Origin of the sequence: Ornithinimicrobium faecis (assembly GCF_023923225.1) — a bacterium.
Taxonomy (GTDB): domain Bacteria; phylum Actinomycetota; class Actinomycetes; order Actinomycetales; family Dermatophilaceae; genus Ornithinicoccus; species Ornithinicoccus faecis.
The window spans coordinates 1,028,876-1,055,122 of sequence record NZ_CP099489.1 but is presented as its reverse complement, the minus strand read 5'-3'; the positions used below and the strand labels follow the sequence as shown (position 1 = coordinate 1,055,122).

General features: G+C 67.4%; 34 protein-coding genes. 16 read left to right on the top strand and 18 right to left on the bottom strand.

Going from position 1 to position 26,247, the window contains the following annotated elements; translation table 11 throughout:
- The first annotated feature begins 152 nt into the window (after positions 1-152).
- Positions 153-374: a hypothetical protein gene (locus NF556_RS04940; protein ID WP_252594381.1), complete on the top strand. Its 222-nt coding sequence runs from the start codon at positions 153-155 to the stop codon at positions 372-374.
- A gap of 48 nt (positions 375-422) precedes the next feature.
- Here NF556_RS04940 and NF556_RS04935 read toward each other — a convergent pair whose 3' ends face one another.
- Both NF556_RS04935 and NF556_RS04930 read right to left on the bottom strand, forming a co-directional pair.
- Entirely contained in the window at positions 423-830 is a 408-nt protein-coding gene (locus NF556_RS04935) for a VOC family protein (RefSeq protein WP_252594380.1), read from the bottom strand.
- A 46-nt stretch (positions 831-876) separates the two neighbouring features.
- Positions 877-1,830, bottom strand: coding sequence for a helix-turn-helix transcriptional regulator (locus NF556_RS04930; protein ID WP_252594379.1), 954 nt, complete (start codon positions 1,828-1,830; stop codon positions 877-879).
- An 84-nt stretch (positions 1,831-1,914) separates the two neighbouring features.
- Here NF556_RS04930 and NF556_RS04925 point away from each other — a divergent pair, with 84 nt between their 5' ends.
- The 3 genes from NF556_RS04925 to NF556_RS04915 are packed head-to-tail and all read left to right on the top strand — an operon-like array spanning position 1,915 to position 4,353.
- Positions 1,915-2,505 carry a mycothiol transferase gene (locus NF556_RS04925; RefSeq protein ID WP_252594378.1) on the top strand — a complete coding sequence of 197 codons (591 nt, stop codon included), beginning with the start codon at positions 1,915-1,917 and terminating at the stop codon, positions 2,503-2,505.
- 49 nt (positions 2,506-2,554) lie between these two features.
- The gene (cobT, locus tag NF556_RS04920) at positions 2,555-3,598 is read left to right on the top strand and encodes a nicotinate-nucleotide--dimethylbenzimidazole phosphoribosyltransferase (RefSeq protein ID WP_252595716.1); all 1,044 of its coding nucleotides are present in this window, start codon (positions 2,555-2,557) and stop codon (positions 3,596-3,598) included.
- Positions 3,595-4,353 (top strand): adenosylcobinamide-GDP ribazoletransferase, encoded by a 759-nt coding sequence (locus tag NF556_RS04915; RefSeq protein WP_252594377.1) that lies wholly within the window; start codon positions 3,595-3,597, stop codon positions 4,351-4,353. Before cobT ends, NF556_RS04915 begins: the two co-directional genes overlap by 4 nt.
- A gap of 92 nt (positions 4,354-4,445) precedes the next feature.
- Here the strand turns inward: NF556_RS04915 and NF556_RS04910 are convergent, their stop codons facing one another.
- Positions 4,446-4,973 (bottom strand): bifunctional adenosylcobinamide kinase/adenosylcobinamide-phosphate guanylyltransferase, encoded by a 528-nt coding sequence (locus tag NF556_RS04910; RefSeq protein WP_252594376.1) that lies wholly within the window; start codon positions 4,971-4,973, stop codon positions 4,446-4,448.
- Entirely contained in the window at positions 4,970-5,554 is a 585-nt protein-coding gene (locus NF556_RS04905; protein ID WP_252594375.1) for a 2'-5' RNA ligase family protein, read from the bottom strand. The genes NF556_RS04910 and NF556_RS04905 overlap by 4 nt, the downstream gene beginning before the upstream one ends.
- 58 nt (positions 5,555-5,612) lie before the next feature.
- Between NF556_RS04905 and NF556_RS04900 the strand changes: the two genes are divergently transcribed.
- Together NF556_RS04900 and NF556_RS04895 are read left to right on the top strand one after the other, a co-directional pair.
- Positions 5,613-6,203 carry a GNAT family N-acetyltransferase gene (locus NF556_RS04900; RefSeq protein WP_252594374.1) on the top strand — a complete coding sequence of 197 codons (591 nt, stop codon included), beginning with the start codon at positions 5,613-5,615 and terminating at the stop codon, positions 6,201-6,203.
- 9 nt (positions 6,204-6,212) lie between these two features.
- Positions 6,213-6,920 (top strand): lysoplasmalogenase, encoded by a 708-nt coding sequence (locus NF556_RS04895; protein ID WP_252594373.1) that lies wholly within the window; start codon positions 6,213-6,215, stop codon positions 6,918-6,920.
- 41 nt (positions 6,921-6,961) lie between these two features.
- On the opposite strand, the gene NF556_RS04890 is transcribed toward NF556_RS04895, so the two are convergent.
- Positions 6,962-7,510 carry an AAA family ATPase gene (locus NF556_RS04890; protein ID WP_252594372.1) on the bottom strand — a complete coding sequence of 183 codons (549 nt, stop codon included), beginning with the start codon at positions 7,508-7,510 and terminating at the stop codon, positions 6,962-6,964.
- Between the two features lie 82 nt (positions 7,511-7,592).
- Between NF556_RS04890 and NF556_RS04885 the strand changes: the two genes are divergently transcribed.
- Complete coding sequence (locus tag NF556_RS04885) at positions 7,593-8,246, top strand: hypothetical protein (protein ID WP_252594371.1); 654 nt, start codon at positions 7,593-7,595, stop codon at positions 8,244-8,246.
- 27 nt (positions 8,247-8,273) lie between these two features.
- On the opposite strand, the gene NF556_RS04880 is transcribed toward NF556_RS04885, so the two are convergent.
- Complete coding sequence (locus NF556_RS04880; RefSeq protein WP_256829734.1) at positions 8,274-8,618, bottom strand: type II toxin-antitoxin system PemK/MazF family toxin; 345 nt, start codon at positions 8,616-8,618, stop codon at positions 8,274-8,276.
- Positions 8,611-8,838 (bottom strand): ribbon-helix-helix protein, encoded by a 228-nt coding sequence (locus NF556_RS04875; protein WP_252594370.1) that lies wholly within the window; start codon positions 8,836-8,838, stop codon positions 8,611-8,613. Before NF556_RS04875 ends, NF556_RS04880 begins: the two co-directional genes overlap by 8 nt.
- 150 nt (positions 8,839-8,988) lie before the next feature.
- Here NF556_RS04875 and NF556_RS04870 point away from each other — a divergent pair, with 150 nt between their 5' ends.
- Positions 8,989-9,369 (top strand): hypothetical protein, encoded by a 381-nt coding sequence (locus NF556_RS04870; protein ID WP_252594369.1) that lies wholly within the window; start codon positions 8,989-8,991, stop codon positions 9,367-9,369.
- Here the strand turns inward: NF556_RS04870 and NF556_RS04865 are convergent.
- Positions 9,359-10,222 (bottom strand): alpha/beta fold hydrolase, encoded by an 864-nt coding sequence (locus NF556_RS04865; protein ID WP_252594368.1) that lies wholly within the window; start codon positions 10,220-10,222, stop codon positions 9,359-9,361. The genes NF556_RS04870 and NF556_RS04865 overlap by 11 nt on opposite strands.
- Positions 10,223-10,283: 61 nt before the next feature.
- Here NF556_RS04865 and NF556_RS04860 point away from each other — a divergent pair, with 61 nt between their 5' ends.
- On the top strand, positions 10,284-10,544 hold the full coding sequence (locus tag NF556_RS04860) for a hypothetical protein (RefSeq protein WP_252594367.1): 261 nt from the start codon (positions 10,284-10,286) through the stop codon (positions 10,542-10,544).
- Positions 10,545-10,739: 195 nt separating this feature from the next.
- On the top strand, positions 10,740-10,898 hold the full coding sequence (locus tag NF556_RS21510; protein WP_425607064.1) for a helix-turn-helix domain-containing protein: 159 nt from the start codon (positions 10,740-10,742) through the stop codon (positions 10,896-10,898).
- Positions 10,899-11,299: 401 nt separating this feature from the next.
- Here NF556_RS21510 and NF556_RS04855 read toward each other — a convergent pair whose 3' ends face one another.
- Both NF556_RS04855 and NF556_RS04850 read right to left on the bottom strand, forming a co-directional pair.
- Positions 11,300-11,581, bottom strand: a complete 282-nt coding sequence (locus NF556_RS04855) for a FitA-like ribbon-helix-helix domain-containing protein (protein WP_252594366.1) — start codon at positions 11,579-11,581, stop codon at positions 11,300-11,302.
- A 33-nt stretch (positions 11,582-11,614) separates the two neighbouring features.
- The gene (locus tag NF556_RS04850) at positions 11,615-12,085 is read right to left on the bottom strand and encodes a bleomycin resistance protein (protein WP_252594365.1); all 471 of its coding nucleotides are present in this window, start codon (positions 12,083-12,085) and stop codon (positions 11,615-11,617) included.
- Between the two features lie 260 nt (positions 12,086-12,345).
- On the opposite strand from NF556_RS04850, the gene NF556_RS04845 reads away from it, so the two are divergent.
- On the top strand, positions 12,346-13,065 hold the full coding sequence (locus NF556_RS04845; protein WP_252594364.1) for a haloacid dehalogenase type II: 720 nt from the start codon (positions 12,346-12,348) through the stop codon (positions 13,063-13,065).
- A gap of 530 nt (positions 13,066-13,595) precedes the next feature.
- Here NF556_RS04845 and NF556_RS04840 read toward each other — a convergent pair.
- From NF556_RS04840 to ychF, 5 genes are all read right to left on the bottom strand, one after another.
- Complete coding sequence (locus NF556_RS04840; protein WP_252594363.1) at positions 13,596-14,552, bottom strand: IS110 family RNA-guided transposase; 957 nt, start codon at positions 14,550-14,552, stop codon at positions 13,596-13,598.
- 494 nt (positions 14,553-15,046) lie between these two features.
- Positions 15,047-15,757: a nucleotidyltransferase domain-containing protein gene (locus NF556_RS04835; RefSeq protein ID WP_252594362.1), complete on the bottom strand. Its 711-nt coding sequence runs from the start codon at positions 15,755-15,757 to the stop codon at positions 15,047-15,049.
- A 149-nt stretch (positions 15,758-15,906) separates the two neighbouring features.
- A complete protein-coding gene (locus tag NF556_RS04830) occupies positions 15,907-16,242 on the bottom strand; it encodes a HepT-like ribonuclease domain-containing protein (RefSeq protein ID WP_252594361.1) in 336 nt (111 codons plus the stop codon).
- Entirely contained in the window at positions 16,239-16,565 is a 327-nt protein-coding gene (locus NF556_RS04825; RefSeq protein WP_252594360.1) for a nucleotidyltransferase family protein, read from the bottom strand. The genes NF556_RS04830 and NF556_RS04825 overlap by 4 nt, the downstream gene beginning before the upstream one ends.
- A 42-nt stretch (positions 16,566-16,607) precedes the next feature.
- Entirely contained in the window at positions 16,608-17,693 is a 1,086-nt protein-coding gene (gene ychF, locus NF556_RS04820) for a redox-regulated ATPase YchF (protein ID WP_252594359.1), read from the bottom strand.
- 166 nt (positions 17,694-17,859) lie between these two features.
- Here ychF and NF556_RS04815 point away from each other — a divergent pair, with 166 nt between their 5' ends.
- From NF556_RS04815 to NF556_RS04800, 4 genes are all read left to right on the top strand, one after another.
- Positions 17,860-18,714, top strand: coding sequence for a hypothetical protein (locus NF556_RS04815; protein WP_252594358.1), 855 nt, complete (start codon positions 17,860-17,862; stop codon positions 18,712-18,714).
- Positions 18,715-19,136: 422 nt separating this feature from the next.
- Complete coding sequence (locus NF556_RS04810; RefSeq protein WP_252594357.1) at positions 19,137-20,864, top strand: sodium:solute symporter family protein; 1,728 nt, start codon at positions 19,137-19,139, stop codon at positions 20,862-20,864.
- Positions 20,861-20,992 (top strand): putative transporter small subunit, encoded by a 132-nt coding sequence (locus NF556_RS04805; protein WP_252594356.1) that lies wholly within the window; start codon positions 20,861-20,863, stop codon positions 20,990-20,992. The genes NF556_RS04810 and NF556_RS04805 overlap by 4 nt, the downstream gene beginning before the upstream one ends.
- Positions 20,993-21,089: 97 nt before the next feature.
- Entirely contained in the window at positions 21,090-22,319 is a 1,230-nt protein-coding gene (locus tag NF556_RS04800; protein ID WP_252594355.1) for a DNA recombination protein RmuC, read from the top strand.
- Here NF556_RS04800 and NF556_RS04795 read toward each other — a convergent pair.
- From NF556_RS04795 to NF556_RS04785, 3 genes are read right to left on the bottom strand one after another with little or no spacing between them, the layout of a single operon-like run.
- Entirely contained in the window at positions 22,286-23,041 is a 756-nt protein-coding gene (locus NF556_RS04795; protein ID WP_289781777.1) for an amino acid ABC transporter ATP-binding protein, read from the bottom strand. The genes NF556_RS04800 and NF556_RS04795 overlap by 34 nt on opposite strands.
- Positions 23,038-23,787: an amino acid ABC transporter permease gene (locus NF556_RS04790; RefSeq protein WP_252594354.1), complete on the bottom strand. Its 750-nt coding sequence runs from the start codon at positions 23,785-23,787 to the stop codon at positions 23,038-23,040. Before NF556_RS04790 ends, NF556_RS04795 begins: the two co-directional genes overlap by 4 nt.
- A gap of 9 nt (positions 23,788-23,796) precedes the next feature.
- Positions 23,797-24,651 (bottom strand): transporter substrate-binding domain-containing protein, encoded by an 855-nt coding sequence (locus NF556_RS04785; protein ID WP_252594353.1) that lies wholly within the window; start codon positions 24,649-24,651, stop codon positions 23,797-23,799.
- 280 nt (positions 24,652-24,931) lie between these two features.
- Here NF556_RS04785 and NF556_RS04780 point away from each other — a divergent pair, with 280 nt between their 5' ends.
- Complete coding sequence (locus NF556_RS04780; RefSeq protein WP_252594352.1) at positions 24,932-26,188, top strand: mechanosensitive ion channel; 1,257 nt, start codon at positions 24,932-24,934, stop codon at positions 26,186-26,188.
- The last annotated feature ends 59 nt before the right edge of the window (positions 26,189-26,247 follow it).

Genomic DNA, 26,247 nt, shown 5'->3' with positions numbered 1-26,247 from the left:
ACGCACCTCCACTGGGCCGGGCCTGCCACCCCAGTATCTCCCACGCAGAAGGCGCTGACCACAGCCGCACCACGACGAGGCAGGTCTCCAGCGGAACTCTCCAGCGGAACAACTCAGTGGCGCAGGAGCCGTGCAGGCGGGACAGTGGACGGATGGGGCAACGACCACAGGGTTTCGACTACACGATCAGCTCGGACGGTGCGGTCCGCATCCGTCACCACGGGAAGGTCGCCACGACCCTGCGCGGGCGCCGCGCCGCGGACTTCCTTGAGGATGTGGACGGCGAGGACGACCAGTTGCTGATGGCACGCGTGACCGGCAACTACAAGCACGGCAACGAGCGGGTCGCCCGCAATCACCCGCGCAACCGCTGAGCAGGCTGCGGCCAACTGATGGTGGCTGAGTGGCGGCGGGGAACCTGCTCAGGACTGCGCCGCCAGGGCGGCCCGCTCGGCCGGCGACTTCAGGACACAGAAGAGGTTGCCCTCAGGGTCGGCCAGAGTGACCCAGCCGGTGCCCGGGCCGTAGAGCCCCCGGTGATCCGTGGAGAGCCTGGCGCCGTGGGCGAGGAGGCGGTCGACCTCCTCCTGCTGGGTCAGGTCACGCGGGCGCAGGTCGAGGTGGATCTTGTTCTTGCCCGGGGTCGGGTCCGGCACCTCGATGAACAGCAACGTGTGCCCGGTCTCGGGGTCGAAGATGGGGCACTCCTCGTGACCCGGCTCGTTGGGATCGTCGGCGTCCTCGACATAACCCAGCACCCCCTGCCACCACACTGACTGGGTGTAGGCGTCGGTGGAGTCGATCGTGGTGTGAGACACAAAGGAAGTCATGCTCCTCACCCTCAGGGACCGGTCGCCGGGCACGCAACCGAGTTCCTCAGCCAGCGGCAGCCACGAGGCGCTCTCCCAGCTCACGCACGACGGCACGCAGCTCGGGGCCATCCACCACCGTGAACGGAACCGGCAGGGTGACGAGACGCTCGGCATACCCATAGGGGTTGCTGGTGCTCCCGGTGAGGCGCGTGCTCCGGTCATCGATGGCGCTCAGCGTGCCCAGCGCGTGGCCCAGCACCCGCTCACACCGCTCGAGAGGGGCTTGGATGACGACCTTGGTGGGATAGTCCCAACCGGCGCCGAGGTTTTCCTCGAGCACCGTCACCGCATCCAGGTCTTCCGGTGGCACGAACGTCTCGTCCCGGACGGAGACGGCCCGGACGCGGTCCACCCGATAGGTCCGCACGGCGTCACGGTCGACCGCTCGGCACAGCAGATACCACCGCCCATAACGCACGACGACGGTCCAGGGCTCGACGGTGGCGATCCACTCGTTGCCGGACTCCGAGCGATAGTCCAGGTCCACCACCTGACGCTCGGCGCACACGCGCACCAGGGTGGCCGTGGTGTCCGGGTCGGGCCGCGCCGCACCTCGATCAGGGGCCGCAGCCGCGGTCTTGCGCACCGACTCGGCCTGTGCCGCAATGCGACTGGGCATCGCACGCAGGATCTTGCCCAACGCCGCACCGACCGGATCTGCGGGGTCGGCGGCCGCGTGGTGCCCGTCGAGAACCGCCATCACCAACGCGAGCGCCTCGCCCTGACTGAACAGCACCGCCGGCAGCCGCAGGCCCCGCCCCGGGCTGTAGCCACCCGCCGGGCCACTCGTGGACACGATCGGGATCGCGGCCTCGCGCAGGATCGCGACATAGCGCCGAGCCGCCCGAGAGGTCACCCCGAGCCGGGCAGCGAGCTGGTCGGCGGTGATGCCCGGCTGCCCCTGGATCAACTCCAGTGCCAGCAGGGCCCGAGCGGTCGGACTGGTCTGTGATCGCATGATCTCTCCATCCCTGCCGTGGATCGTCCGGGTTCGATCCTACGGTGGTGACAGGCCCGACGGCCGGGCCCAGGAGAGGACACCATGACTGACCTGATCGGCGACCCCGTCCCCGGCTCAGCGGCCACACCCTGGGAGCCACCACTGGCTGGCACCGAGCTGGAGCATCTCCTCGGCATGCTCGAGCGACAGCGCGCCACCTTCCGCTGGAAGGCCGACGGCCTGGACCACGCCGGGCTGACCACACGCATCGGTTCCTCGGCCCTGACGATCGGTGGGCTGCTCAAGCACCTGGCACTGGTGGAGGACCAGACGTTCTTCCTCAAGATGACCGGCGACTCCCCGGGCGGCCCGTGGGACCCGGAGGTCTGGGACGCCGACCCCGAGTGGGAGTTCACCACGGCCGCCGGGGACTCGCCCGACTGGCTCTATGGCCTCTATGACAGCAAGGTGGCCCGGGCACGGCAGCGCCTGGCCGAGACGATCGCCGACGGCGGCATCGATCAACCGTCCGCGACCGCCGACGACAAGGGCACCCGGGCGAGCGTGCGACGGCTGGTGTGCGACCTGATCGAGGAGTATGGCCGCCACACCGGTCACGCAGACCTGTTGCGGGAGGCCGTGGACGGCCGGGTCGGCGAGGACCCACCGCCCGGGTGGCGGCCCGTTTCCTGAGTCCGCCTACGCTGAGACCCCCCTCCACGCCGCCCTCTGGGAGTCAGTCATCAGCACCTCCACCGTCCCCGCACCGTCAGCCACTGCCCGGGACCGGGCACAGCAGCGACTCGCGGCGTTGGCCACACCCCCCGGGGCCCTGGGCCGGCTCGGCGACCTCGCGGTGTGGCTCAGCGCGACGCAGGACAGCGTGCCGCCTCGAGCTCTGGACAACGTGCGCCTGGTGATCTTTGCCGGCGACCACGGAGTGGCCCAGCACGGCGTCTCCGCCTTCCCGCCCGAGATCACCGGGGCGATGGTGCGGACTTTCCTCGCGGGTCGGGCGGGCGTCAGCGCGCTGGCCCGCACCCACGGCGTGCACGTGCGGGTGCTCGACCTGGGCTGCACCGACGACTTCGCCGACCTGGAGCCCGGGGCCCGGACCGACCTGCAACGGCACAAGGTGCGACAGGCCAGCGCGCCGATCCACCTGGCAGATGCCCTCACCGACCAGGAGTATGCCGAGGCCTGGCGTGCCGGAGAGACCGTCGCCCGGGAGGAGCTCGGGTCGGGCGCGGACCTGCTGATCAGCGGGGACATGGGCATCGGCAACACCACCCCGACCGCAGCACTGGTGGCCGCGGCCCTGGGCCTGCCGGGCAGCGCGGTGGCCGGGCGCGGGACCGGCGTCGACGACACGGCCCTGGCCCACAAGGCCGCCCTCGTCGACCAGGCCCTGGCCCGCCTCGGCGACCGAGCCGCCGATCCCGCGGAGGTGCTGCGGGTGCTGGGCAGTGCCGACCTGGTCGCCACCACCGCCTTCCTGGTGACGACCGCACGGGCCGGGGTCCCTGCCCTGCTGGACGGGCTCATCGGGGTCGCGTGCGGCCTGCTCGCCGACCGCATCGCCCCCGGTGCCGCCGCCTGGTTCGCTGCAGGGCACCGCTCCCCCGAGCCTGGCCAGTCCCTGGCACTGGAGGCGCTGGGCCTGACGCCCCTGCTGGACCTGGGGATGCGCCTCGGCGAGGGATCCGGCGCCGTCGCGGCGGTGCCGCTGCTGCACAGCGCCATCGCGCTGCTGCGCGACGTGGCGCTCCTCGAGGACCTCGGGTGAGCCTGCCCGACAGTTGGCGCCTCGCCGTCGGCACGCTCACCCGCATCCCCGTCAAGCCCCCGGAGACCATCGACCGCCCCACCGCCGGTCTGGCCATGGCCCTGGCACCCCTGACCGCGGTGCCGGCGGCCGGCGGCGTCGCCCTGCTGGTCTGGCTCAGCCAGGAGGGGCACCTCGCCCCGTTGGCCATGGGCCTGGTGGCCGTCGGGTTCCTGGCGTGGCTCAGCCGTCTGCTGCACCTGGACGGTCTCTCCGACACGGTCGACGGGCTGACCGCCTCGACCGACCGGGCGCGCTCGCTGGAGGTGATGCGGTCGGGCACTGCTGGCCCCGCCGGGGTCGTGGCCCTCGTGGTGGTGATCGGGATCCAGGCAGTCAGCCTGGCCGCGCTCACCACCCATGACCTCGGCCCGCTCCTGGCTGCGGCGTGCGTCGTCACCTCGCGCAGCGCGCTCGCGGTTGCGTGCGTCCGGGGCGTTCCCGCGGCCCGGCCTGATGGTCTGGGAGCCACGGTGGCCGGCACCGTCCACCCGGTGACTGCTCTGCTGGTCTTCCTGGCGACCGCGGGCCTGGTCTGGGTGGCCGCGTTGCTGCCCGGGTTCGACCTCGGTGGGCTGCTGGCGCCAGCGCTGGCCCTCGTCGCGCTGGCCGGTGTCCTGGTGGTCGCGCGTCGCCGGCTCGGCGGAGTGACCGGAGACGTCCTGGGAGCCTGCGTCGAGGTGACGCTGGTCGTCCTGCTGCTCTGCGTCGCCTGAGCCTGCCTGAATCTCCGTCGCTGAGTCTGCGTCGCCTGAGCCCCGCAGCGGCGGCGCTATCTCCCCCGCCGACGACCGTCAGCACGGAACCGCTAGAGGACCAGGACCCGCCCGGCAATCACCAGGTGCACCTCGTCACACGCGGCGGCCACCTGCCGATTGGCCTCGCCCAGCAGGTCGCGGAACAGTCGCCCGGACCGGTGGGCGGGCACGACGCCGAGCCCGACCTCGTTGGTCACCAGCACGATCGGCTGCGGCCGCTCCAGCGCCGCCACCAGGCGCGCGATCTCCCCACGCACGACATCGGTGACCTCGTCCACCGGCGCCTCCCACAGGCCGCGCAGGTCGATGGTCCGCGTCAGCCAGGTGCCCAGGCAGTCCACCAGGACGGGCCCCGCACTGTCGGCGATCGCCGTGGCCACGTCGGCCGTCTCGACCGTGGTCCAGCTCGCGGGGCGTCGGTCGCGGTGGGCCGCCAGGCGCAGTGCCCAGTCGGGGTCCGGCTCCTCGCTCTCATCCGGCCCCGGCGCGACATAGGTCACCGCCGCCTCCCCCCGCACCAGGGTCTCCGCGTGGTGCGACTTGCCCGAGCGGACCCCACCGGTGACCAGGACCTTCATGCCATTCCTCCAGATGTCTCGCCCAGGTGCCAGCTCGCCTGCACGTGGCAGTGCCCAGCCTGCCACCACTGCAGCTGCAGCAGTTCAGCGCGGCAGCTCACCGGGATCAGGTCGCCCAGCATCTCCTCCACCGCCTGCTCGTCCAGGCCCGCCCCGGCGGCGTCCAGCGTCACGTGCGGGGTGACGTCCGGGAACAGCCCGCCGTATGCCGGGTGGCTGGGGAAGCGCTCGACCACCGCCCCGGTGAGGGCGCGGAAGGGCCCGGCCGGCTCCGGGAGCAGGTGGATGATCCCGTTGGGGAAGGTGCCCAGTCGGGCCAGTCGGTAGGCGAACGGGCGAGCGACCGAGGCGATCTGCGCCACGGCGGCCAGGTCCGCGGGCGTCGGCGAGCGCACCCAGGGGCCGAGGACGGTCACGTGGGCCTGCCCAAAGGTCGGGTCCGCAGCGAGATAGTCGGCGTCGTAGTGCGCGGTCCGCTCACGCACGAACGCATCGAGCTCGGGCACGGGGATCGCCAGCACCGTGTGTCCGGGATCCACGGGGCCGTCGATCACGTCCTCGGGTTGCGAAGTGGCGGGCACGGACAGATTCTGCCTGCTGCGCCTAGCGGGTCAGGGGTCGGGCTCCTACGCTGCACAGATGGCAGAACTGCAGATCCGACCCGCCAACGAGGCCAGCTGGGATGATCTGCAGGCGATCTTCGGCACACGGGGATCGGGCGCCCGGTGCCAGTGCCAGCGTTACAAGCTGCTGCCGCGCGAGAGTTTCGCGGACCAGCCGGTCGAGGAGCGCCAGTTCCGGCTGCGGGAGCAGACCGAGTGCGGCACCCCGGGTGCTGCGACCACGAGCGGCCTGGTCGCCTACCTCGATGATCAGCCGGTCGGTTGGTGCGCGGTGCAACCACGGCCGGAGTTCCCCGGCCTGCGGCACAGTTCGGTGCCGTGGGCCGGGCGGGACGAGGACCGGTCAGACCCCACGGTCTGGGCAATCACCTGCGTGTTCGCGCGAGCACACTTCCGCAAGCGGGGGGTGTCCGCCGCCCTCATCGTCGCCGCCGTCGACTTCGCCCGCGCCCGCGGAGCGGACGCCCTCGAGGCCTACCCGATGACCACCCGGGCGGCCATCGACGAGGAGCTGCACCACGGCATACTCAGCAGCTATCTGGACGCCGGCTTCACTGAGCTGACGCGCCCGACCCAGCGCCGCGCGGTGGTGCGGGTCGACTTCTAGGATGCTGCCATGCCGAGACGCAGCGCAGCCCGGGTCACCCTGCGGATCTTCCTGGCCCTGGCCGCCGTGCACCTGGTGTGGCAGCTGACCGACCAGAGCGCCTATGCCCGTGTCTCGCAGTGGTTCCTCATGCCGGTCCTGGCGGTCTTCCTGCTGGTCCGCACGCGCGGTGTCGAGCGCACCCGGCTGGTCCGCCTCACCCTGGTCGCGCTCGGGTTCTCCTGGTTGGGCGACACGGCACCGAGTCTGGTCGAGGGTGACACGGCCTTCCTGGTGATGGTGGGGTTCTTCCTGGTGGCGCAGGTGGTCTACATCGTGGCCTTCTGGCCGCACCGCGACCAGAGCGTGCTGCGGCAGCGGCGGGCACTGCTCCTGCCGTATGCCGTGGCGATCGTTGCCCTCGTGCTCGCCTGTGCGCCGCACGCCGGGACGCTGCTGGTGCCGGTCCTGGCCTATGGCCTGCTGCTCGGGGCGATGGCCGTCCTGGCCACCGGCCTGAACTCACTGGTCTGGGCCGGTGGCGCGCTCTTCCTGGTCTCGGACGGGCTGATCGCGATGAACGCCTTCGCGCCCTGGTGGGACCTACCTGGCCAGGGTTTCTGGGTGATGCTGACCTATATCGCGGCGCAGCTGCTCATCGTGCTGGGGGTGCTGCGCACACACGATCCGATCGATCGGGTGCCTGGATCAACAGTGCTCGGCACGCAGCGTCGTTGAGGCGGTCGTCACCTGCTCCGGCCTCGGTGGACACATCGCGGTCAGACGATACGCGCGGTGGTCTCCAGGTGGGCAAGGATCTCGGCCACCGTGCCCTCGAGGCTCAGGTCCGAGGTGTCGAGCCAGTGGCCGATCCGCGGGGTGCTCGTTCGAAGCGCTTGATCGAGCAACTCGATGCTCTCGTCACCCGGCTGATAGGCCACCTTGCCCCGTTGCTCCCTGCGCTGCGCATCCCGCTCCATCACCGCAGCGGCGCTCGGGGCAAGCACCACCACCGACAGGGGCCGGCTCGTGATGTGGTTGACGACGTCAAGCAGGTGCTCGCCCAGGATGATGTCCTGCAGGACCACCGTGAAGCCAGCCTGGGCATACCGATCGGCTGTCTCGGCCGCCAGCTGATATCTCAGCCGCAACTGCTCCAACGCCCCAGGCTCCGGCACAGCCGGCCCCATCTCGACCCGCCCGTTGACAATCATCCGACGGAACAGGTCGCCGCGAACGTGGACGCTGGTTGGCAGGCTCTCGGCCAGAGCCTGCGCGACGGTCGACTTGCCGGCAGCCTGGATGCCGGTGATCACGATGATGGACACGTGGCCATGCTGCATGACCCGGCTGTCACGCTGCGAGGCATTTAGTCCTGGCGCGGTGCCGCACTCCCATTAGGCTGCTCCGGTGACCCAGCCACTGACTCTTCCATCGCAGGTGCGCTGCAATCGCGGCTTCGGCTGGCCCTTCTGGATGGTCATGGGCATCGTCGCCCCCATGACGGTGGTCACGGTGATCGGCATTTGGGACCGTGAGCCGGGAGGTGGGCTGGTCGGCCTCGGCATCGGCGCCGCAGTGGCCCTCCTGTTCTGCGTCGTGCGTGCCGTGTTCCTGCCCCGGCTGACGATTGACCTGGCACAAGGAGTTCTCCGCGCCCGCACCCGCACGGCGCCCTTCTCCGCAATCGCCGTCATCGAGTTTGTCAGCGAGAAGGCCGGCGTCTGGGCGACGTTCATCGACGACGACGGACGCAAACTGGCCCGCATGTCGGTGGCCAACACGATGTTTGCCCCACCGACCAGCGAGCAGTGGGCTGCGTTGGGCCAGGTGATCCACCTGGCAGCGATCGCCCGGGGCGCCTCGCTGGCACAGCAGCCGCCAGCACCGGGCATCTGGGTGTCCCCCGCCCGTGCCATCGACATCCTGCAGGCCCAGACTGCCTGGTGCTCAGCGGGACACCGATCCAGTGGCAGACAGGCACCGGCAGCCGAGCTGACGCACGCCTCGGTCGCCCTGGCTGGTCAGGAGAAGCGCACTCACGCAGCACGATCCCCGCGCTGACCTTGTGCGCCGGTGAGCGTCAGGTCTTCACGGCAGCGCGAGGAAGTCCCGCAACCAGCCGTCCACCTCACGCATAGTTGCAGCGTCGACCGCTCCAATGTCGCCGACGAAGCGGTCCCGGGTCACGGTCCGCGGTTGTTCTGTCATCGCGAAGGTCGGCTTCGTCAGACCGAGGCGCGGACCACGCAGCGGGACATGGTTCGGCCATCCTCGATCGGTCGTCGTTGCCGGCAGGACGATCGCGAGAGTATTCGCCTGCTCGAGATACAAGTCGCTCGCCACCACGAGTGCTGGTCGGCGTCCAGACTGCTCACGCCCCCGCACCGGATCGAGCTCTGCCCAGACGATGTCTCCGCGACGAGGCTCACTCACCGGGTTGGCTGTCGTCGAGGGTCACGTCCCAGGATCGGAACTCATCCCAGTACGTCGCGTCGGCGCCCCTGAAGGCACGCCCGAAGGCTTCCATGCGCTGCCGCCGCTCGTGCGCATCGAGAAGTCGTTCGATCAGTCCTGCTGCAGTGACGCCGCGCTCCTGCGCATCGCGGTTGATCCGGTCGCGCAGTTCTGCACTCACCTTGATCGTCGTGGCCATGTTGTGACTATACCAATCGGGATACCACGAGGTTTACCGGTTCCGAGCAACCCGCTCATCCAAACCACCCGACAGACGCAGAAGGCCTCCTTGCGCTCGGTGAACTGTCACCTGCCGGAGCCAACTGCCCGATCGGCATACAGTCACAGCATGAGCAGGCCACACGTGCTTCAGATCGGGATGGACCCCGACGTGATCGACTTCGCCCCCTGGCCCGGCCAGTCGGCCGAGGCACTGCGGGGTCGCATCCACAAGGCCCACGACGAGCTGCGTGATGCGGGCTTCGACGTCACCTCCTGCCTGCTGTCCGATGACGCGGCCTCTGCTGAGACGAGCGTGCGGAAGACCCTCGCAAGTCAGTCCTTCGACGTCATCGAGATCGGTTCCGGCCTGCGGACTTCTCACGACTACACCCTGATCTTCGAACTCGTGGTCAACACGGTCATGGCCTGCCAGACCGGCGTCCGGCTCTGCTTCAACGATTCACCCGAGACGACCCTCGACGCCGTGCGCCGCGGCGTCAGACGTTGAACCCAAGACAGTCGCGAAGCGCCTTGATCCACTCATCGAAGGCGTCAAGATGCGCGTCATGGCTGCCGGCCGTGAGGTCGATCCGGGCGGTGGCGGGCTGGCGCTCGATCAGCTCGTCCTTGTCGTCTGCAGAGAACATGCCGCGCTCGGCGAAGATGGCGACGGTCGGGACCTCCAGCGCCTCCCACTCGGCCCAGCGCGGCTGATGGACCGCCGCGATCGTGCGCTCCATGACGTCGGCGTCGAAGCGCGGCACCAAACCGCCCGGAGTGACCTCCAGATCGGCGACCCAGGCGTCCACGATCGAATCGTCACCCAGGAAGTCGCGGGCGGCCGCCTCATCTGCGAAGGGCGTCGGCCAGGACGCGAAGAACCTGCCCAGACTCTGTGCTACGCCCGCATCCTCGCTCCCGGCAACGTGTCCCTCCAACATCACCAGGCGCTCGACAAGGTCCGGTCGCGCCGCTGCCGTCAGGAACGCCGTGTGCGCCCCCATCGATTGACCGATGAGAGTGCAACGCTGCCCTGGAGTGAGCTCCTCCATCACGTGGACGATGTCCAGCACGAACGCGTCGCGCGACAGGTCCGCCGGTCGACGAGTGCTCTGGCCGTGGCCTCTCTGATCGATGAGCAGCACCCGACAGGAGTCTCTGAGTGCCTCCGCCGTGGGCATCAGCTCTCGCGAACTTCCTGCGAGGCCGTGGAGCAGGAGCACTGGCGGCCCCTCGCCGCCCAGATCAGTGACGGCGATCGAGACGCCGCCCCGGCTCAGGACGAAGGCGCTGTCTTCCTCGGTCATACGAGCAACACTAGAAGACTCCGCGCGCACGGCCGAGCCTGCGCGCACGTCCACACGGCACGACGACGGCACCGAAGCAGTGACGACAGCCGCAAGGCTCGGTAGCGTACGAAGCATGACAACGTGGAGGTATGTCGCGAGCCGGGGCCGCGACCAAGCATCCGGCGAGGAGGCATGGGAGGTCCGGGAGCTTTACCTGGAGGACGACGGCAACTTCTCGTTCACCGAGCAGGCCGTCACTCCCGTAGGCAACACACTCGAGGAACTACAGCGTGACCTCGAGATGATGCGCCGTGATAGCCAGGAGGAACCGCACCTCGATCTCACCGGCGATGAGCCGCGACTCACAGGTGCCGGAGACGGGTCCGTCCGCTGATTCAGGCCCTGAACAGCGACATCGGTCGCCTCCGTGCAGGAAGCCTCATGAAGAGGCGAGCGAGGTGACGGCCGCCGAGGTGCTCATCGATGAGACCGGCGACTCCGACCTGGTCGGCAAGGCGCACTCCACCCGTCGGCGCGTACAGATCTCGACAACGTTCCTCCACGACCCGAGTTACCGCACGCCGGCGACGTGCGTCGCGCGGCCAGCGTCGCCTGCGTCCACCGCGCCACCTTCTATCAACGCCTCCGACGCATCGAGGACGTGACGGGTTGTGACCTCGGGTCAGGGTCGGACCGGCTCATCCTGCACCTCACCTTGAAGATCCGCGCCCTGAACCCGGCTCGGTGACTTACGGATGGTGAGTCCGTGGTTCGACCACCACTGACGCCCCGCGCCCGCGAGCCCCTCACGAGCGAGGAGCCGGGGAGAACCTCCGCGTCCTGATCATGGGTTGGATCGTCAAACGCAACCTGATCCTGGCGACAACTTGCTGAGCTGGCTCGGGCTCCTGCACATACTCGGGGTCGACTGACCCAAGCGCAGGTGACGCCGACTCGACCCACAGGTTTGCGAGTCCGACGGTCCAACCGCGCCTAGGTCACCACGCCATGACTTCACGCATGCCAGCATCGAAAGTCCACGGGTTCAGAACCCGAACACCTGTCTCCGCAAAGTCCTTTTCGTTGCGGGTGGCGCACATCGCACCATGTGCTCGACAGAGGGACTCGAGCCACTCGATCGCACCAGGATCAGGCGTCGGCCGGAAAACCTCCGAGATGACGTTCGTATCGAGAACGATCATGCGAATCCACCGAACGCGCGGCGTCCGACCGTTCAGGGATCCGCAGCCCCTCAGCGCCACCGGTCTCGCGGGCGACACGCATGAGCGCGATGCCGATGTGCGGCCTCAACGATGCACGCGTCAAGATGTCGCGCACCTCTGCTTCCATAGAGCGGCCATGTTCCTTTGCCTGCGCAGCCAGCTGATCTTTCACAGACTCATCAAGACCGCGGACGATGATCGACGCCATCAGAACCGCCTCCTGGATTCGATAGCACTCACGCTATCCCTCCGCCTGAGTGGAATCGAGACCTTCACAGGCCGGTGCTCGGCGACGGCCGACTGAGCTCTGGAAGCGGAGCAAGTATCCGTCCGGATCAGTCACGAGGAACTGCCTCACCCCTGCTTCTTCGGTGCCGCTCACGCGGTACCACTTCGTCTCTGGCTGCATGAACAGCGACCACTTCGCGTTCGCAAGTGCGGCGAGGATCGGCTCGAGGTCACGCACGCCGATCTGGAAGTTGACTCCTCGCCCGAATGGTGGGTCGAGCTCCTGGGTCAGCCAGTTCCGACCGGCTCCACGTTGCTCGAGCATGACGTGTGCGCGTCCGCGGGTGACGTACGCGAAGCCCTCGTCGGGACGATCGTAGGAGATCTCGAAACCACAGGCGTTGCACCAGAAGTCGACACTCGTCGCCACGTCGCTGACGAGAAGTTCAGGAACGAGATCGGGTTCGCAGTCAGGTCGGGTCATCCGGCCACTCTCTCAGCCGTTGGTGTGCCGCCCACGTCCACCAGCGAGAAGTCGACGCGATCCAGTTGAGAGGTTGAACCGCAATGCGACTAGCCGTTGAACCGGAATCCCACCGAGTTCCGGGACGAACAGCCCTCACATGCACGCAGCCGGACACAACGCCGTTAGTCGGAGTGGCCGAACTCCGGCCCGTTCCACCAAGAACGGCGCGCGAGTTCGAGCAATGCTTCCCTCTGGCCGGAACGATGGTGCTCCGTGGAATGACCCGGCCGTCATCTGCGTTCGACGCAACCATGAATAGCACTGGCACCGACCGGCCCGTGATCGTGTTTGACATTCTGGGCACACTCGTCGACCAGGCAGGCAGCCTGCGTCGACAGGTCAGTGCCGTCACAGGGTGGGACGAGGTCTCCGCGACCCGCGTCGTCACGACCTGGCTGGACCTCGTCGCCAAACGGGAACGCGAGATCATCTCGGGCAGTTCCGCCTTCGCGCCCAGTCACGTCCTCGATGCCGAGGCGCTCGAACGAATTGCGGCAGAAGGTGAGTTGCCAATGACGGCTGTCCAGCCACTGAGCGACGCCGCGCAACGCCTGGAGCCGTGGCCCGACGCCGTCGAAGGCTTGACTCGGCTCGCCGCCGACGTGACGTTGATGGGCCTTTCCAATGCCAGCCGCCGGGTGCTGACCGGATTGAGTGGACGGTCAGGGTTGCGCTGGCACCAAGTGCTTTCGGCCGAGGATGCGAACACGTATAAACCTGACCCGGCGATTTACCGTGTCGCGCTGTCGGCTGCGCCGGTTGACGCCCCACCGCCGTACTTCGTCGCGGCTCACGCCTGGGACCTGCGCGCCGCGGCAAAAGCCGGCCTGCGCACCGCGTACGTGCCGCGGCCCAACGGTGACCCACCCGGCGATAACGACACCTTCGAACTGTACGCCGAGAATCTCATCGAACTGCACGCCAAATTGCGAAACTGACCCTTAGCCCTCGGGGCGTCGCAGGAGAGGGCGACCGGTCCCTGGAGCGCCGGCGCGGCACGCTTGCCCACACTTCGCACTGATATGGAGTGGCCTGTTGTCAAGTGGCAGGGTGAGGCGCCCGTCCCGGTTTGGCGTGGTTGGGGCGGGCGCCTCGTTGCTGTCTGCTGGGTTGCCGACGTTCGCTGGTGAGCGTGTCGTTGGCGACGCGCGGTCTGACTGATATGCGCGGGTTGGGTACCGCAAGACGATGTTTCGGCAGGAGCGGGACCGCGTGTCTAACATCGAGCGTCACAAAGGCCCACGGGGGGTCTTTGCTGCTCATAGTGCGGGCGCGGGTCCGCTCCACGCGCTGCTACCAGCGGTTCGGTATTAGCAGATCAGCAGTTCGTGGGGGCTATTCGTCGAGCACCGCCAGGGACCAGCACCAGCCGGCGAGCTCGCGGGCGATGGCGACGTTGGCGATGGTGGGCTTCTTCTTCCGCTCGATGAAGGTCACCCATCGGGCGTGCAGCCGCCGGTTCCCGGCGTCACCGCGGGCCCGCGCAGCTGGGGGCCAGGTCCCACCGGTCCAGCATGGTCTTGCCGATCCGGTACCTGGGCTGGTGGTGCCAGGCAGCCTCGACCAGCATCCGCCGCACGTGGGTGTTGCCGGTCTTGGTGATCGGCCCCTGGGAGCGGGAGTTGCCCGAGGAGTGCTCGGAAGGTACCAGTCCGACGAAGGAGCCGATGGTCTTGCCGGTGAACCGGTGCCAGTCACCGATCTCGACGGCCAGGGCGAACCCGGTCAGCGTGGCGATGCCCCGCAGGCAACACAGTCGTCGCACCACGGGGGTGAACTCACTGTCGGCGGCTAACTCCTCGATGTGGACATTGAGGCGGTCCCGGCGGGCCAAGGTGGTCAGGACGTTGTCGTAGTTGGCGTCGAACGTCAGCCGGGTCGCCCGGGTGCTCAGCCCAGCGAAGGCCTCGGTGCGTAGCCAGGCGTCGTGCTTGCCGGTCCACGCGGACCCGCCGGAGTAGACGATGCCGTAGCGCAGGAGCAGTTTGGACAGCCGGTGCCGGGCCGTCATCAGGTCACCACGGGCGTCTTCGCGGGCCCGGGTCAGGTCCCGGGCCGCTTCCTGGTCCACCGTCGGGATCGCCACCGAGCTGATCTCATCCAGGCGTAGCAACCTGGCCAGGTGGACCGCGTCCCTGGCGTCGGTCTTGACCCGGTCGCCAGAAGGCCTCTGCAACCTTGACGGGGCAGCGACCTCGCACCGGATCCCGGCCGAGCTCAACGCACGGTACAGGTCGAACCCGGTCGGGCCGGCCTCATACGTCACCGCGACCGGGCCAGGCAACGCCTTGAGCCAGTCGGTGATCTGCTTCTTACCAGGGGAGAGTCTCGCCTGGATCAGCTCGCCCGTCTCGCCGTCGATCGCCGCTGCAGCGACAGATCTGGCGTGCACGTCGAGCCCAACACTCGTACGCTCGGTAAACACCGGGGCCTCCCACAATTGTCGGATAGGCCGAGCAAGCAGTCCTTGCTCGGTAACCCACGAATCTTGTGCGTGGGGCCCCGGCCCGCAACCCCGCCTTGAGGAACAGCTCCTCGATACCCGGCCCTGGCGCCGTCGCGTAGGAGAGTGTCAACGTGGAGCACGCGCAGCGCAGCGAGCATGAACGACGTTGACACCGACCAGCGACGACGCACGATCAAGGCCATCGAGGAACGAGGTACGGTTCCCGAACAGGGCTTAGTTCGGTACGGCGCCCAACAAAAAGTGGGTCACTCCATACCGTCTAATTCGACACCAGGATGCTCGCCGTCTGCGAACGGTTTGGACCTGCTCTACTCAAGCAGTGAGTCTCGGTGCCCTGACCCGGGCCGCTCGTGTTTCGCGCGAGCGGTCATACCTCGCGCATACGGCCATCTGCGTGGCGTCGAGTCACCACGCTCTTGTTGCACGAACGGTGGCTCCCTGGCCAGACACCCTCACAGCAGGTGTGGCTTCTCGCCCCTGACGTATCCAGCCTGCAAGTGGCCTCCCACCGAATCGAGCAGTGAGCGACAACTCTTCAGAAGAGCGTCCGTGTCGCGACCACCCTGGTCCACCCAAACCGCCAAGTCGAACGGGTCGCCGTGCGCGCGCAACTCACGCAGCAGCCACTTCCCCGTCCCTACCCAGCGTCCCGTCCACAGCTGGGCCAACTCAGCCGCTTCCTTCCAAGCCGCCCACGACACCACGTTGCGGACGCCCAGATCCGCTGCATCCGCGACATCGTCGACCAGTGCCGACAGCGAGTACCGCCGTCGGTTCAGTTGTTCCGCATCGATGGGTGCGGGACCTGCATCAAGAACCCTCCGCGAGGAGGCAACCAGATCCTCCGCGATCTCGCCCTCAACGAGGGACACACCGTGCGCAATAAGTCGGTCCAGCACAGGGCGGGACTCGTCACGCCCCTTCTCAAGCCACGACCGGAGCGCACCACGTCCGTACACGAAGGCCTCCACGAGCTGGCCCTCATACGTGGTGGTCTCCACGAAGGAGGTGGACGACCACTCATCTGGGAGCAAGACCAAGATGTCCAGGTCTGACGACTCGGTCGACTCTCCTGATGCTGCGCTCCCTCCGAGGAACGCCGCATCTGCCTGCGGATAGTTCGCCGCGACAAACGAATGCGCACGGCCCACGAAGTCAGTCACATCGAGGAGCCTGCCGCACCGTCAATCACGCCACAAGCCCACGACGAGTCGCAACTCGACTACACGTTGAAGCGGAACTCCACCGAGTTCCGGCACGTACAGCCATCAAAATGCGCTCAGCCTGACTCAACGCCACTGGTCGGAGTGGATCAGTCGGCAGCGAGATGGCCGCGCAATGCTTCGGCGAGAGGCGGGAGATGGGTCTCGACGACGTCGCGGACGATGTCAACATCGACGCCGACGTACTCATGGACGAGGATGTTGCGGAAGCCTCGGATCTGCGGCCAGGCGATCTCCGGATGTACATCCGTGATCTCTGCGGGGAGATGGTTCACGGCTTCGCCGATGATCTGCAGGTTTCGCTCGATCGCGTCCTCTGCCATCTCCAGCAGGCCTGCATCGCCATCAAGAGCAGCGACATACCGCCGGCACCGCTCAATGGCCTCGAGAACATCAGCGATCCGCTGGGCCGGGTCACGACTCACAATGCCACGGCATCCTCGAGCGCCGCGGCCGAGACCGGCCGCTTGAGCAGTTGCACAGGGAACACGTCGATGTCATCGCGGCCGAACAGGGCTCGAGTCTCTTCCAACAGGCCGGAGGCTCGCATCAGGAGATTGCCATCGGCAGGATCCATCTCGACGAGGATGTCGATATCCGACCCCGGAGATGCGGTGCCCCGAGCGACGGACCCGAACAGCTTCGGGTTGGTCGCGACGTACCGGTCGAGGAGGACTTGGAACTCATCACGACGCACGTCGATGAGCTCGCGAAGAGCGAGCGTCTCCGTTGTCATGATCTCAGCCATGCCCTCAGGATACCGGCCACGGTCCCCTCCGACACGAGCGCGCTAGACGTTGAAGCGGAACTCCACGACGTCACCGTCGGTCATCACGTAGTCCTTGCCCTCCATGCGCACCTTGCCGGCCGCGCGGGCATCGGCCATCGAGCCGGCAGCGTCGAGGTCCTCGAACGAGACGACCTCGGCCTTGATGAAGCCGCGCTGGAAGTCGGTGTGGATGACACCGGCTGCCTGTGGCGCGGTCGAGCCCTTGCGGATGGTCCAGGCGCGGGACTCCTTGGGGCCAGCGGTCAGATAGGTCTGCAGGCCCAGGTTCTGGAAGCCGACACGGGCGAGCTGGAGCATGCCCGGCTCGGTGACACCGACGGACTCGAGCAGCTCGGCGGCCTCCTCCTCGTCGAGCTCGGCCAGGTCGGCCTCGAGCTTGGCGTTGAGATAGATCGCCTCGGCGGGCGCCACCAGAGCGGCGAGCTCGTCGTGCAGGGCGGTGTCGGTCAGGCCGTCCTCGTCCAGGTTGAAGACATACAGGAAGGGCTTGGTGGTCAGCAGGCCCAGGCCGCGGGCCAGGTCCATGTCCACGCCGCCCTCGACGCCCTTGGCGAACAGGGTGTCGCCGGCCTCGAGCACCTTCTGTGCCGCGAGCGCGGTGTCCAGGACAGCCTTGTCGGTCTTCTTGCCCTTGACCTCCTTCTCAAGACGCGGGATCGCGGTCTCGAGGGTCTGCATGTCGGCCAGCACCAGCTCGGTGTTGATGGTCTCGATGTCGTCCTGCGGGCTGACCTTGCCGTCGACGTGCACGACGTCGTCGTCGACGAACGCACGCACCACCTGACAGATCGCGTCGGCCTCGCGGATGTTGGCCAGGAACTTGTTGCCCAGCCCCTCCCCCTCGGAGGCGCCGCGCACGATGCCGGCGATGTCCACGAAGCTGACGGGTGCCGGCAGGATCCGCTGGCTGCCGAAGATCTCGGCGAGCCGATCGAGACGTTTGTCCGCGAGCGGGACCACCCCGACATTGGGCTCGATCGTCGCGAACGGATAGTTCGCGGCGAGCACCGTGTTCTTGGTAAGTGCGTTGAAGAGGGTCGACTTGCCGACGTTGGGCAGGCCAACGATTCCGATAGAGAGTGCCACGGGGTCAGGAGTCTACCGGCCCCACTGCATACGTCCTGCCGCCGTCCTCAGAGTCAAGATTCGTTCAAGTTTCCAACAGCATGGAACCGGCCCCGGGCTGGCCCCGTCGGTTCCATGGCGGTTCGAGACCCCCTGACCGCCGGGGGAGACACTGAGGAGCACCACCATGAAGCACACCACCCGCACCACCCGACGCAGCGCCGGCCTGATCAGCGTGGCGGCCGCCGCCGCCCTGGTCCTGACCGCGTGCGGTGGCGAGGACGAGGCCCCCGCGGACGAGACCTCAGCGGAGGAGACGGTCGAGGAGACCACCGAGGAGACGGAGGAGACCGCCGACGACGCGGTCGAGACCGAGGCTCCCGCCGAGGACGACCCGGCCACGGAGACCGAGGCTCCCGCCGAGGACGACGCTGCCACCGAGACGCAGGCCCCCGCCGACGACGCTGCGGAGGAGACTGCCGGGGACGAGGCTGGAGCGACCGAGGCCCCGGCTGCCGGGGGCGCCGCGGGCGACTTCGAGACGACCGCCCCGGGCACTGAGTTCGCCTTCGGTGAGCCCGCCGTGCTGCACGCCCAGGAGCGCGAGGAGGGCGAGGAGTACTACGCCTTCGGCTACATCGAGTCCTCCGTCACCGAGATCGTGGCCGGCGACGCCTCCTTCTTTGAGCAGTTCGACGACGTCGAGGAGTACGAGGGCATGACGCCGTACTTCATCATGTCCGAGCACGAGGTCCTCTCCGCCGAGGGCGACGAGGGCGCCACCAACATCGAGCCCGGTTTCGAGGGCGTCCTGGACGACGGCAGCCCCGCGCAGGGTCTGATCGTGATCAGCACCGGCATCGCCGAGTGCCCGAACGAATACTTCGAGGACTTCGTCGCCGGCGCCACCGCCACCACCTGCAACGTCGCGCTGGCCCCCGAGGGTCAGGAGGTCACCGGCGCCGCGTGGACCGGCGTCCGCGAGATCGACGGCGGCTACGACGAGAACGCCTACCTCGAGGCCCCGGTCATGTGGCAGTGACCCACTGAGTGAGCGGTCGCGCAGCGACCGACCTCCCGCAAGCCAACCAAAGCCCCCGTCCAGCCGTATGCCGGACGGGGGCTTCGGCATACCCCCGGCAGTTGGTCCCTGGTCGGGGTCGGCGGTGGGGCACCTGTTAAGGTCGCCGCGTCCTTCATCCCCGACCCGGGGCCGTTCTGGCCCGACCGCGGTTGGCGAGGTGAACCCATCCCGGGACGAGTCGGCGCCCTGACGGCCAGCCACCACCCGGAGCGAACGATGCGACGCTGCGCAGCCCTCGGGCTCGCGGCGTCCTGCTGCGCCTGCAGCGGCACTCGACGAAACGAGGTGATGAGCGCTACGACCTGCGGCTCCGCCCTGCCCTGGCGCAGAGGAGCGGTTCAGACACAGACCTGATCACAACTGCACAAGGACGGACTCTCTTGGACGCCTCAACGTTCCAGTTCGGCACCCTCACCCTGGTTGCCCTCCTGCTGCTCTTCTACGGCGGCACCTTCTATATCTCCACCCGGATCGGCAAGCGTGAGGAGAACGCCGACGGCTATATGACAGCCGGCAACAACGTCGGCTTCGGCATCTCCGCGGCGAGCATGACGGCCACCTGGATCTGGGCCTCGTCGATGTATGCGTCGGCGACCTCCGGCTACACCTACGGCATCTCCGGCCCCATTCACTACGGCTTGTGGGGCGCCCTGATGATCCTGTTCATCTATCCCTTCGGCAAGCGGATCCGGGCCGTCGCGCCGCGAGCGCACACCCTCGCCGAGGTGATGCACGCCCGGCACGGTCGCTCCAGCCAGCTGATGCTCGCCGGGTCCAACGTCGTGGGCTCCGTGATCAGCCTGATGTCCAACTTCATCGCCGGTGGCGTGCTGATCTCGATGCTGTCGCCCTTCACCTTCATCCAGGGCGTGCTGATGGTTGCTGGAGGGGTGCTGCTCTACACCCTGTGGTCGGGCTTCCGCGCCTCGGTGCTGACCGACTTCGTCCAGGTCGTGGGCATGCTGGGGGCCGTCGCGATCCTCGTCCCGGTGATCTTCTTTGCAGCCGGCTTCCCCGCCGCCTTTGAGACCGGTGCCATCAACGTCACCGCGCAGCAGGAGAGCTTCTTCTCCAGCGACGCCTTCATGAACCAGGGTGCGCCCTACATCGCGGCGGTGCTGGCCTATGCGATCGGCAACCAGACCATCGCGCAGCGCCTGTTCGCGGTCCGCGAGGACCTGATCAAGCCCACCTTCGTCACCGCGACCTTCGGTTATGGCGCCATGGTGATCGGCGTCGGCATGCTGGGGGTCCTGGCGCTCTATCTGGGGATCACGCCGGAGGGCGGGGACGTGAACAACCTGATCCCGCAGATGGCCGCGGAATATCTCCCGCCCGTGCTGATCGCCGTCTTCTTCATCATGATCATCGGGGCCCTGTCCTCGACCGCTGACTCCGACCTGTCGGCGCTGTCCTCGATCGCGATGGCCGACATCTATGGCCAGAACGTTGCGGGCAAGGAGGCGGCCAACCCCAAGGTGATGCTCCTGATCGGCCGCGGCACCATGGTGCTCGCCTCGGCGGCGGCCGTCGCCTTTGCCAGTCTGCAGCTGAACATCCTGGACCTGCTGGTCTTCGTCGGTGCCCTGTGGGGCGCCCTGGTCTTCCCCGTGATCGCCAGCTTCTATTGGGACAAGGTCACCAACCGGGCCTTCACGACCGCGGTCATTGCCGCCCTGGCTCTCTTCATCCCGGTCCGGTTCGGCTGGATCCCGATGGAGGGGATCATCGCGATCGCAATCGACATCATCGCCGTCATCGGTGTCGGTGTGGTCCTGGGCCTGATGAGCTTTGGCTTCTTCGGGCTGCGGGTGGCGCGCGTCGTCGCCGTGGTCGCCACGCTCGCGGTGGCGCCGTTCGCGATCGGCAGCCTGCACGAATATGCCACCCTCACCGCCTCGCTCGTCGCCTATGCCGTCAGCACCCTGGTCTGTTGGGGCATGTCGGTCGGCAACAAGGAGCGGTTCGACTTTGCCGTCATCAAACAGCGCACCGGTGACTTCGATGAGGGCGAGGAGTCCGCTGACGTGCGCGTCGCCGTCAGCCGCGACGACCGCGATGACCGCGACGACGACCTTGACCCGACCACTGCAAGGAGCACCCGATGAGCACGACCGTCCTGACCGCGTATGTCCTGATGTGGCCCGTCATCGTGGCGATCGTGCTGTTCGTCATCAGCCGGGCGTTCTTCGCCGAGTGGCGCGAGGCCCGCCGCAAGGGCGAAGACATCATCTGACCCCACCCACCCCCGGCCGAGCGCGCCACGGCCCGAGATCCACGGCCACCGAGCGCGCCATGACCCGATGTCAGTGCCGTCTGTCACGGTGTCCACCATGGAGATCTCGATGGTGCTCATCGCCCTGGCCGCGGCTGCGCTCGGTCTGCTCACCGGCTGGCTCGTGGCGCGGGCCGCCGGCTCTGCCGTGCTGGCTCGCGTCCGGGCCGAGCGCGACCTGCTCGGTGAGCGGCTGGCGGCGCGCGAGACCCTGGAGGACGAGGATCGGCAGACCGCTGCCGAGCTGGCCCCCCTCCGGCTAGCGCTCGGCCGGGTCGAGAGCCAGGTGCGCGAGCTGGAGCGTGATCGGCAGGAGCAGTTCGGCTCCGTCGGCGAGCGCCTCGGCGAGGTCGCCCGACAGACCGCGCAACTCCGCGAGCAGACAGCTGGCCTGTCGGGAGCACTGAACTCCTCCGGCGTGCGGGGCGCCTGGGGCGAGTCCCAACTGCGACGCATCCTGGAGCACTCCGGCATGCTCGCGCGCTGTGACTTCGACGAGCAGGTGAGCGCGGTCAGTCAGCACGATGTGACGGTGCGTCCGGACGTCGTGGTGCGGCTGCCGGACGAGAAGGTGCTGGTGCTGGACAGCAAGGCACCGCTCAGCGCGTTCCTGCGTGCCCAGGCCGACGGCATCTCCGCCGAGGAGCGCACCGGCCTGCTCCGCCAGCACGCACGGTCGATGCGCGGACACGTCGACGCCCTCGCCGGCAAGGCCTACTGGAGTGCGTTCAGCACCACGCCTGAGATGGTGATCTGCTTCGTGCCCAGCGATGCGGTGCTCGCTGCTGCCCTGCAGGCCGCGCCGGACCTCTATGACCATGCGCAGTCACGCAAGGTCGTCCTGGCCTCCCCCGCGACACTGCTGGCACTGTTGCGCGCCCTGGCTTTCGCCTGGCAGCAGGACACGCTGGCCGACAACGCCCGCGAGCTGGTCCGTCTGGGCACCGAACTGCACCAGCGGATCGGCACCCTGGGCAAGCACGTCACCGCGATGGGCTCATCGCTGCGCCGCTCGGTCGAGACCTACAACGCCATGATCGGCACCTTGGAGTCGCGGGTCATGGTGACCAGCCGGAGCCTGGCCGAGGTCGGGGTGACCGAGTCCGCCCACCCCGCCTTGGAGCCGCTGGCGGCAACGCCACGTCCCCTGACCGCCCCTGAGCTGCTCGCCGACGAACTGGCCGAGGTGGCCAACACACGGGACGAGATCGACCCGGCGCTGACGACCTCGGCAGCAACTGACGAGGACCTGACCTACTCCTCAGAGAGCTGGCGCAAGAAGGCCTGACCACGCTCGCTGGTGGGGTGGTCAAGCACCTGCTCGGGTGGCCCCTCCTCGACGATCTGCTTGTCCGCCATGAGCACGACCCGATCGGCGGCCCGGCGGGCGAAGCGCATCTCGTGTGTCACCACGATCATCGTCATGCCCTCGTCGGCGAGCTCGCGCATCACGTGCAAGACCTCACCGACGAGCTCCGGGTCCAGCGCCGAGGTCGGCTCGTCAAAGAGCATGACGGCCGGGTCCATCGCCAGGGCACGGGCGATGGCGACACGCTGCTGCTGGCCGCCGGACAGCGAGTCCGGATAGGCATCGGCCTTCTCAGCCAGGCCGACCCTGTCGAGCAGCTCCACGGCCCGGCTGCGGGCGTCTTGGGCCGAACGGCCCAGGACGTCGCGCTGCGCCATGGTGATGTTCTGCGCGACGGTCATGTGTGGGAACAGGTTGAAGGACTGGAAGACCATGCCGATCCTGGACCGGATCTTGTTGATCGCCGACTCCTGATAGCTGAGCTGGTGACCATCGACCTCGATCGTGCCTCCGCTGATCCGCTCCAGTCCGTTGATGCAGCGCAGCAGGGTGCTCTTGCCAGCACCGGAGGGTCCGATGAGGACGACCACCTCGCCGGGAAAGACATCCAAGTCCACCCCATCGAGGACGACGTTGTCGCCGAATCTCTTGACGATGCCACGCATGCTGACCAGGGGCTGGCCCTGCGGGGAGTTGGTCATCCCTTGCCCTCCGATGTCTGGTTGCGCACCCGCAGGCGCAGTCGCAGTCCGCCTTCACTGTTCCCATCACTGCCGGTGGCGGTGCTGTCCACCGGCCGGCGGTGCTTGCTGAGCGAGCGCTCGATCCGATTCACCACGAAGGTGAGGATCAGGACGATGACCAGGTAGTAGATGGACACCATGAGATACATCTGCAACGGTTCATAGTTGCGTGCCGCCAGGTTCTGGGACGTCTTGAACAGCTCACCCATCCCGATGAAGGCGACCAGCGAGGAGTCCTTGACCGCGATGATGTATTGATTGCCCAGCACGGGCAGCGTGGTCCGCAGAGCGAGCGGAGCCTGCACCCGTCGCAGCGTCTTGCGCTTGCTCATCCCCAGTGAGCGGGATGCCTCAACCAGCCCCCTGGGCACAGCCTGGAATCCGGACCGGAAGATCTCGGCTATGTAGGCCGAGTTGTGCAGGGCCAGGGCTATCGCGCCCGCCCAAAACATGTCGAGACGGATGACCTGTGCAATACCGAAGTACAGCAGGAAGATCTGGGCGATCAATGGCGTGCCGCGGATCACCCCGATATAGGCCGTGGCAAGCCACCGCAGAGGCCAGACCCGACTCATCGCCATCCAAGCGATCACCGCCCCGAGCACCATGGCGATGACGAGCGCGACCGCCGTCAGGCGCAGCGTGAGTAGGCTGGCCTCAAGGAAGAGCGGCGCATACTCGACGAAGTTGTCGAAGAAATTCATCGCCCTGGCTCAGTCACCGCTAGTCTGCTCGGCGTCGTCTGCTGGCGCGCCGGCGTCGGACTCGAGGATGTTCTGCCCGAACCACTTCTCAGAGACCTCGGCATACGTGCCGTCCTCGATGATCGTGGCCAAGGCCTCGTTGAGCTCGTCGCGAAGATCGGTGTTTCCCTCGCGCACCGCGAAGGCCGGCTCCTCGGTGTACAGCGGGTCGCCGCAGGGTCGCAGGTCACGGTCGGCCTGGTCGATCTGATAGAGCCCCACGAGCCGATCGGTCATGCCGCCGTCGAGACGGCCGACCTCGGTGTCCTCCAGTGCGGTGATGTCGGAGGAGAAGGTGCGGATCTCCCCGACCCAGTCCTGCTCGCTGAGGAACGTCTCGTAGGTCGTTCCGGACGCCACCCCGATGTTGGGGCTGTCCATCTGGGTTGGGTCCTGACAGTCATTGTCGGTGGGCACGAAAACCGTGGCGCCGGACAGGTAGTAGGGGTCGGTGAAGTCGACCTGCTTGTCCCGCTCCTCCGTCGGAGTCATCGAGGCGATGAGCACGTCGTAACGCTCGCTCTTGACCCCCTGGATCAGGCTGTCGAATGCGCCTGTCTCGGTCTTGAGCTCCAGACCCATCTCCTCGGCGATAGCGGCGCCGATGTCATAGTCGAAGCCGGTGAGCTGGTCACCCTCAAAGTGGCTGAACGGTTGGAACTCACCACTCATAGCAACCACGAGGGTGCCGTCGGTGAGCAATTTCCCCTCGCTGCCGTCGGACGATTCCTCCTCGCTGCTGCCACAGGCCGTCAGAGCTAGAGAGGCTGCAGTCAGCGCGACAAGGGCATTTGCGCGTCGGCCATTCGTGGATGGGGTCTTCATCAGGATTTCCTTCTTCCGTGGAGAGCGTCCTTGCGAACCTAGAAAGGTCCGACAGGCAGGTCAAACCGGCTCGCACGGGTTGGACAGATCGATACCGATCCGATATCACGCGCCCGCGTCAGAATCGCGCGCCCGACGGGTGAACACATTCGCGATGAGGCGGCACGCAGTCGTTACTGTTCTGTGACCTCAACCTGCAAGTCAGGCTGATCTCCGTTACGGTCGGGGGCGCGGAAGGCAGCCGCTTTCCGCGATGCAGACGGCCCAAGGAGAGACAACCATGGACGACTTCTGGAGCGACTACGACTGGGGCGGGATGGTGCAGAAGATCGTCATCGCGCTCATCATCCTGCTCGCGACATGGATTCTGGCCCGTGTCGTGAAGTGGGCAATCGGCAAACTGGTGAGCAAGATCGGAGCACTGCAGCGCCAGGGCAGTGATGGCCAATCAGTGGGTGAATCCATCGGGCAGATCGCCTCGCTCCTGGTGTGGCTCTTCGGCCTCGTGGCCGTGCTCCAGGTGTTTGCCCTCCGCGAGGTGCTGACGCCAATCCAGGGAATGCTGGACAGCATTCTGAGTTATCTCCCGAACATCATCGGTGCGGGATTTGTCTTCTTCATCGGCTTCGTCATCGCCAAGATCGTGCGCCAACTCGTGGTGACCGCACTGAACGCCGTGGACATCGACTCGCTCGTCTCACGCGTGTCCCCCAGCAAGGCTGCTGACTCCATCACCGGCACGGGCAGGCCCGCGACCACAACTGCTTCTGCGGAGGGCACGCCCACCGGCGCGACAGCAGTGCAGGAGAGCACCGGCGCCAAGGTCACCTCGATCGTGGGCAACCTGGTCTTCGCGGTCATCCTGATCGTCGTCTCGATCGCCGCCCTGCAGATCCTGGGCATCTCGGCCATCTCCGACCCGGCCGTCTCGATGCTCGACCAGATCCTGGCCGCCATCCCGATGATCATCGCCGCCGCCATCATCCTGGCCATCGGCTATGTCATCGCCAAGTTCATCGGCGACCTGCTGGAGAGCACGCTGCAGGGCATGGGCACCGACCGGGCCATCGCCAGCATGGGGATCGTCCCGGAGGGCAAGAGCGCCTCGAGCATCATCACCACGATCGTCCGGATCGGCATCATGCTGTTCTTCGGCATCATGGCCGCCCGCGCGCTCAATTTCCCGGAGATCACCAACATCCTCAACGAGGTCCTCGAGCTGGGTGGCCGCGTGCTGTTCGGTGGCGCGATCATTGCCGCCGGCTTCCTGGTCGCCAAGCTGGTGTCCAACGCGATCGGCGACGGCACCGCGAGCACGGTGATCCGTTACGCCATCCTGGTGCTGTTTGCCGCGATGGGTCTGCAATACATGGGCATCGCTGACTCCATCATCCAGTTGGCCTTCGGTGCCGTCGTCGTCGGCGGTGCCCTGGCTGCCGCCCTCGCCTATGGCCTGGGTGGTCGCGACGCTGCGGCCAGGTCGCTGGACAAGATGCAGGCGAAGGCAGAGTCCTCCTCGGACACGCCGACGGTCTGATCCAACCTGACGGACGAGGGCGCCCACGGCTGCTGCCGTGGGCGCCCTTCGCTGTGTGT

What these genes read in the sequence shown, in the direction of transcription:
- NF556_RS04940 (WP_252594381.1), top strand. Translation starts at nt 153, where the DNA reads ATGGGGCAACGACCACAGGGTTTCGACTACACGATCAGCTCGGACGGT.
- NF556_RS04935 (WP_252594380.1), bottom strand. Translation starts at nt 830, where the DNA reads ATGACTTCCTTTGTGTCTCACACCACGATCGACTCCACCGACGCCTAC.
- NF556_RS04930 (WP_252594379.1), bottom strand. Translation starts at nt 1,830, where the DNA reads ATGCGATCACAGACCAGTCCGACCGCTCGGGCCCTGCTGGCACTGGAG.
- NF556_RS04925 (WP_252594378.1), top strand. Translation starts at nt 1,915, where the DNA reads ATGACTGACCTGATCGGCGACCCCGTCCCCGGCTCAGCGGCCACACCC.
- NF556_RS04910 (WP_252594376.1), bottom strand. Translation starts at nt 4,973, where the DNA reads ATGAAGGTCCTGGTCACCGGTGGGGTCCGCTCGGGCAAGTCGCACCAC.
- NF556_RS04900 (WP_252594374.1), top strand. Translation starts at nt 5,613, where the DNA reads ATGGCAGAACTGCAGATCCGACCCGCCAACGAGGCCAGCTGGGATGAT.
- NF556_RS04895 (WP_252594373.1), top strand. Translation starts at nt 6,213, where the DNA reads ATGCCGAGACGCAGCGCAGCCCGGGTCACCCTGCGGATCTTCCTGGCC.
- NF556_RS04875 (WP_252594370.1), bottom strand. Translation starts at nt 8,838, where the DNA reads ATGGCCACGACGATCAAGGTGAGTGCAGAACTGCGCGACCGGATCAAC.
- NF556_RS04870 (WP_252594369.1), top strand. Translation starts at nt 8,989, where the DNA reads ATGAGCAGGCCACACGTGCTTCAGATCGGGATGGACCCCGACGTGATC.
- NF556_RS04860 (WP_252594367.1), top strand. Translation starts at nt 10,284, where the DNA reads ATGACAACGTGGAGGTATGTCGCGAGCCGGGGCCGCGACCAAGCATCC.
- NF556_RS04855 (WP_252594366.1), bottom strand. Translation starts at nt 11,581, where the DNA reads ATGGCGTCGATCATCGTCCGCGGTCTTGATGAGTCTGTGAAAGATCAG.
- NF556_RS04850 (WP_252594365.1), bottom strand. Translation starts at nt 12,085, where the DNA reads ATGACCCGACCTGACTGCGAACCCGATCTCGTTCCTGAACTTCTCGTC.
- NF556_RS04845 (WP_252594364.1), top strand. Translation starts at nt 12,346, where the DNA reads ATGACCCGGCCGTCATCTGCGTTCGACGCAACCATGAATAGCACTGGC.
- NF556_RS04825 (WP_252594360.1), bottom strand. Translation starts at nt 16,565, where the DNA reads ATGGCTGAGATCATGACAACGGAGACGCTCGCTCTTCGCGAGCTCATC.
- NF556_RS04815 (WP_252594358.1), top strand. Translation starts at nt 17,860, where the DNA reads ATGAAGCACACCACCCGCACCACCCGACGCAGCGCCGGCCTGATCAGC.
- NF556_RS04805 (WP_252594356.1), top strand. Translation starts at nt 20,861, where the DNA reads ATGAGCACGACCGTCCTGACCGCGTATGTCCTGATGTGGCCCGTCATC.
- NF556_RS04800 (WP_252594355.1), top strand. Translation starts at nt 21,090, where the DNA reads ATGGAGATCTCGATGGTGCTCATCGCCCTGGCCGCGGCTGCGCTCGGT.
- NF556_RS04795 (WP_289781777.1), bottom strand. Translation starts at nt 23,041, where the DNA reads ATGACCAACTCCCCGCAGGGCCAGCCCCTGGTCAGCATGCGTGGCATC.
- NF556_RS04790 (WP_252594354.1), bottom strand. Translation starts at nt 23,787, where the DNA reads ATGAATTTCTTCGACAACTTCGTCGAGTATGCGCCGCTCTTCCTTGAG.
- NF556_RS04785 (WP_252594353.1), bottom strand. Translation starts at nt 24,651, where the DNA reads ATGAAGACCCCATCCACGAATGGCCGACGCGCAAATGCCCTTGTCGCG.
- NF556_RS04780 (WP_252594352.1), top strand. Translation starts at nt 24,932, where the DNA reads ATGGACGACTTCTGGAGCGACTACGACTGGGGCGGGATGGTGCAGAAG.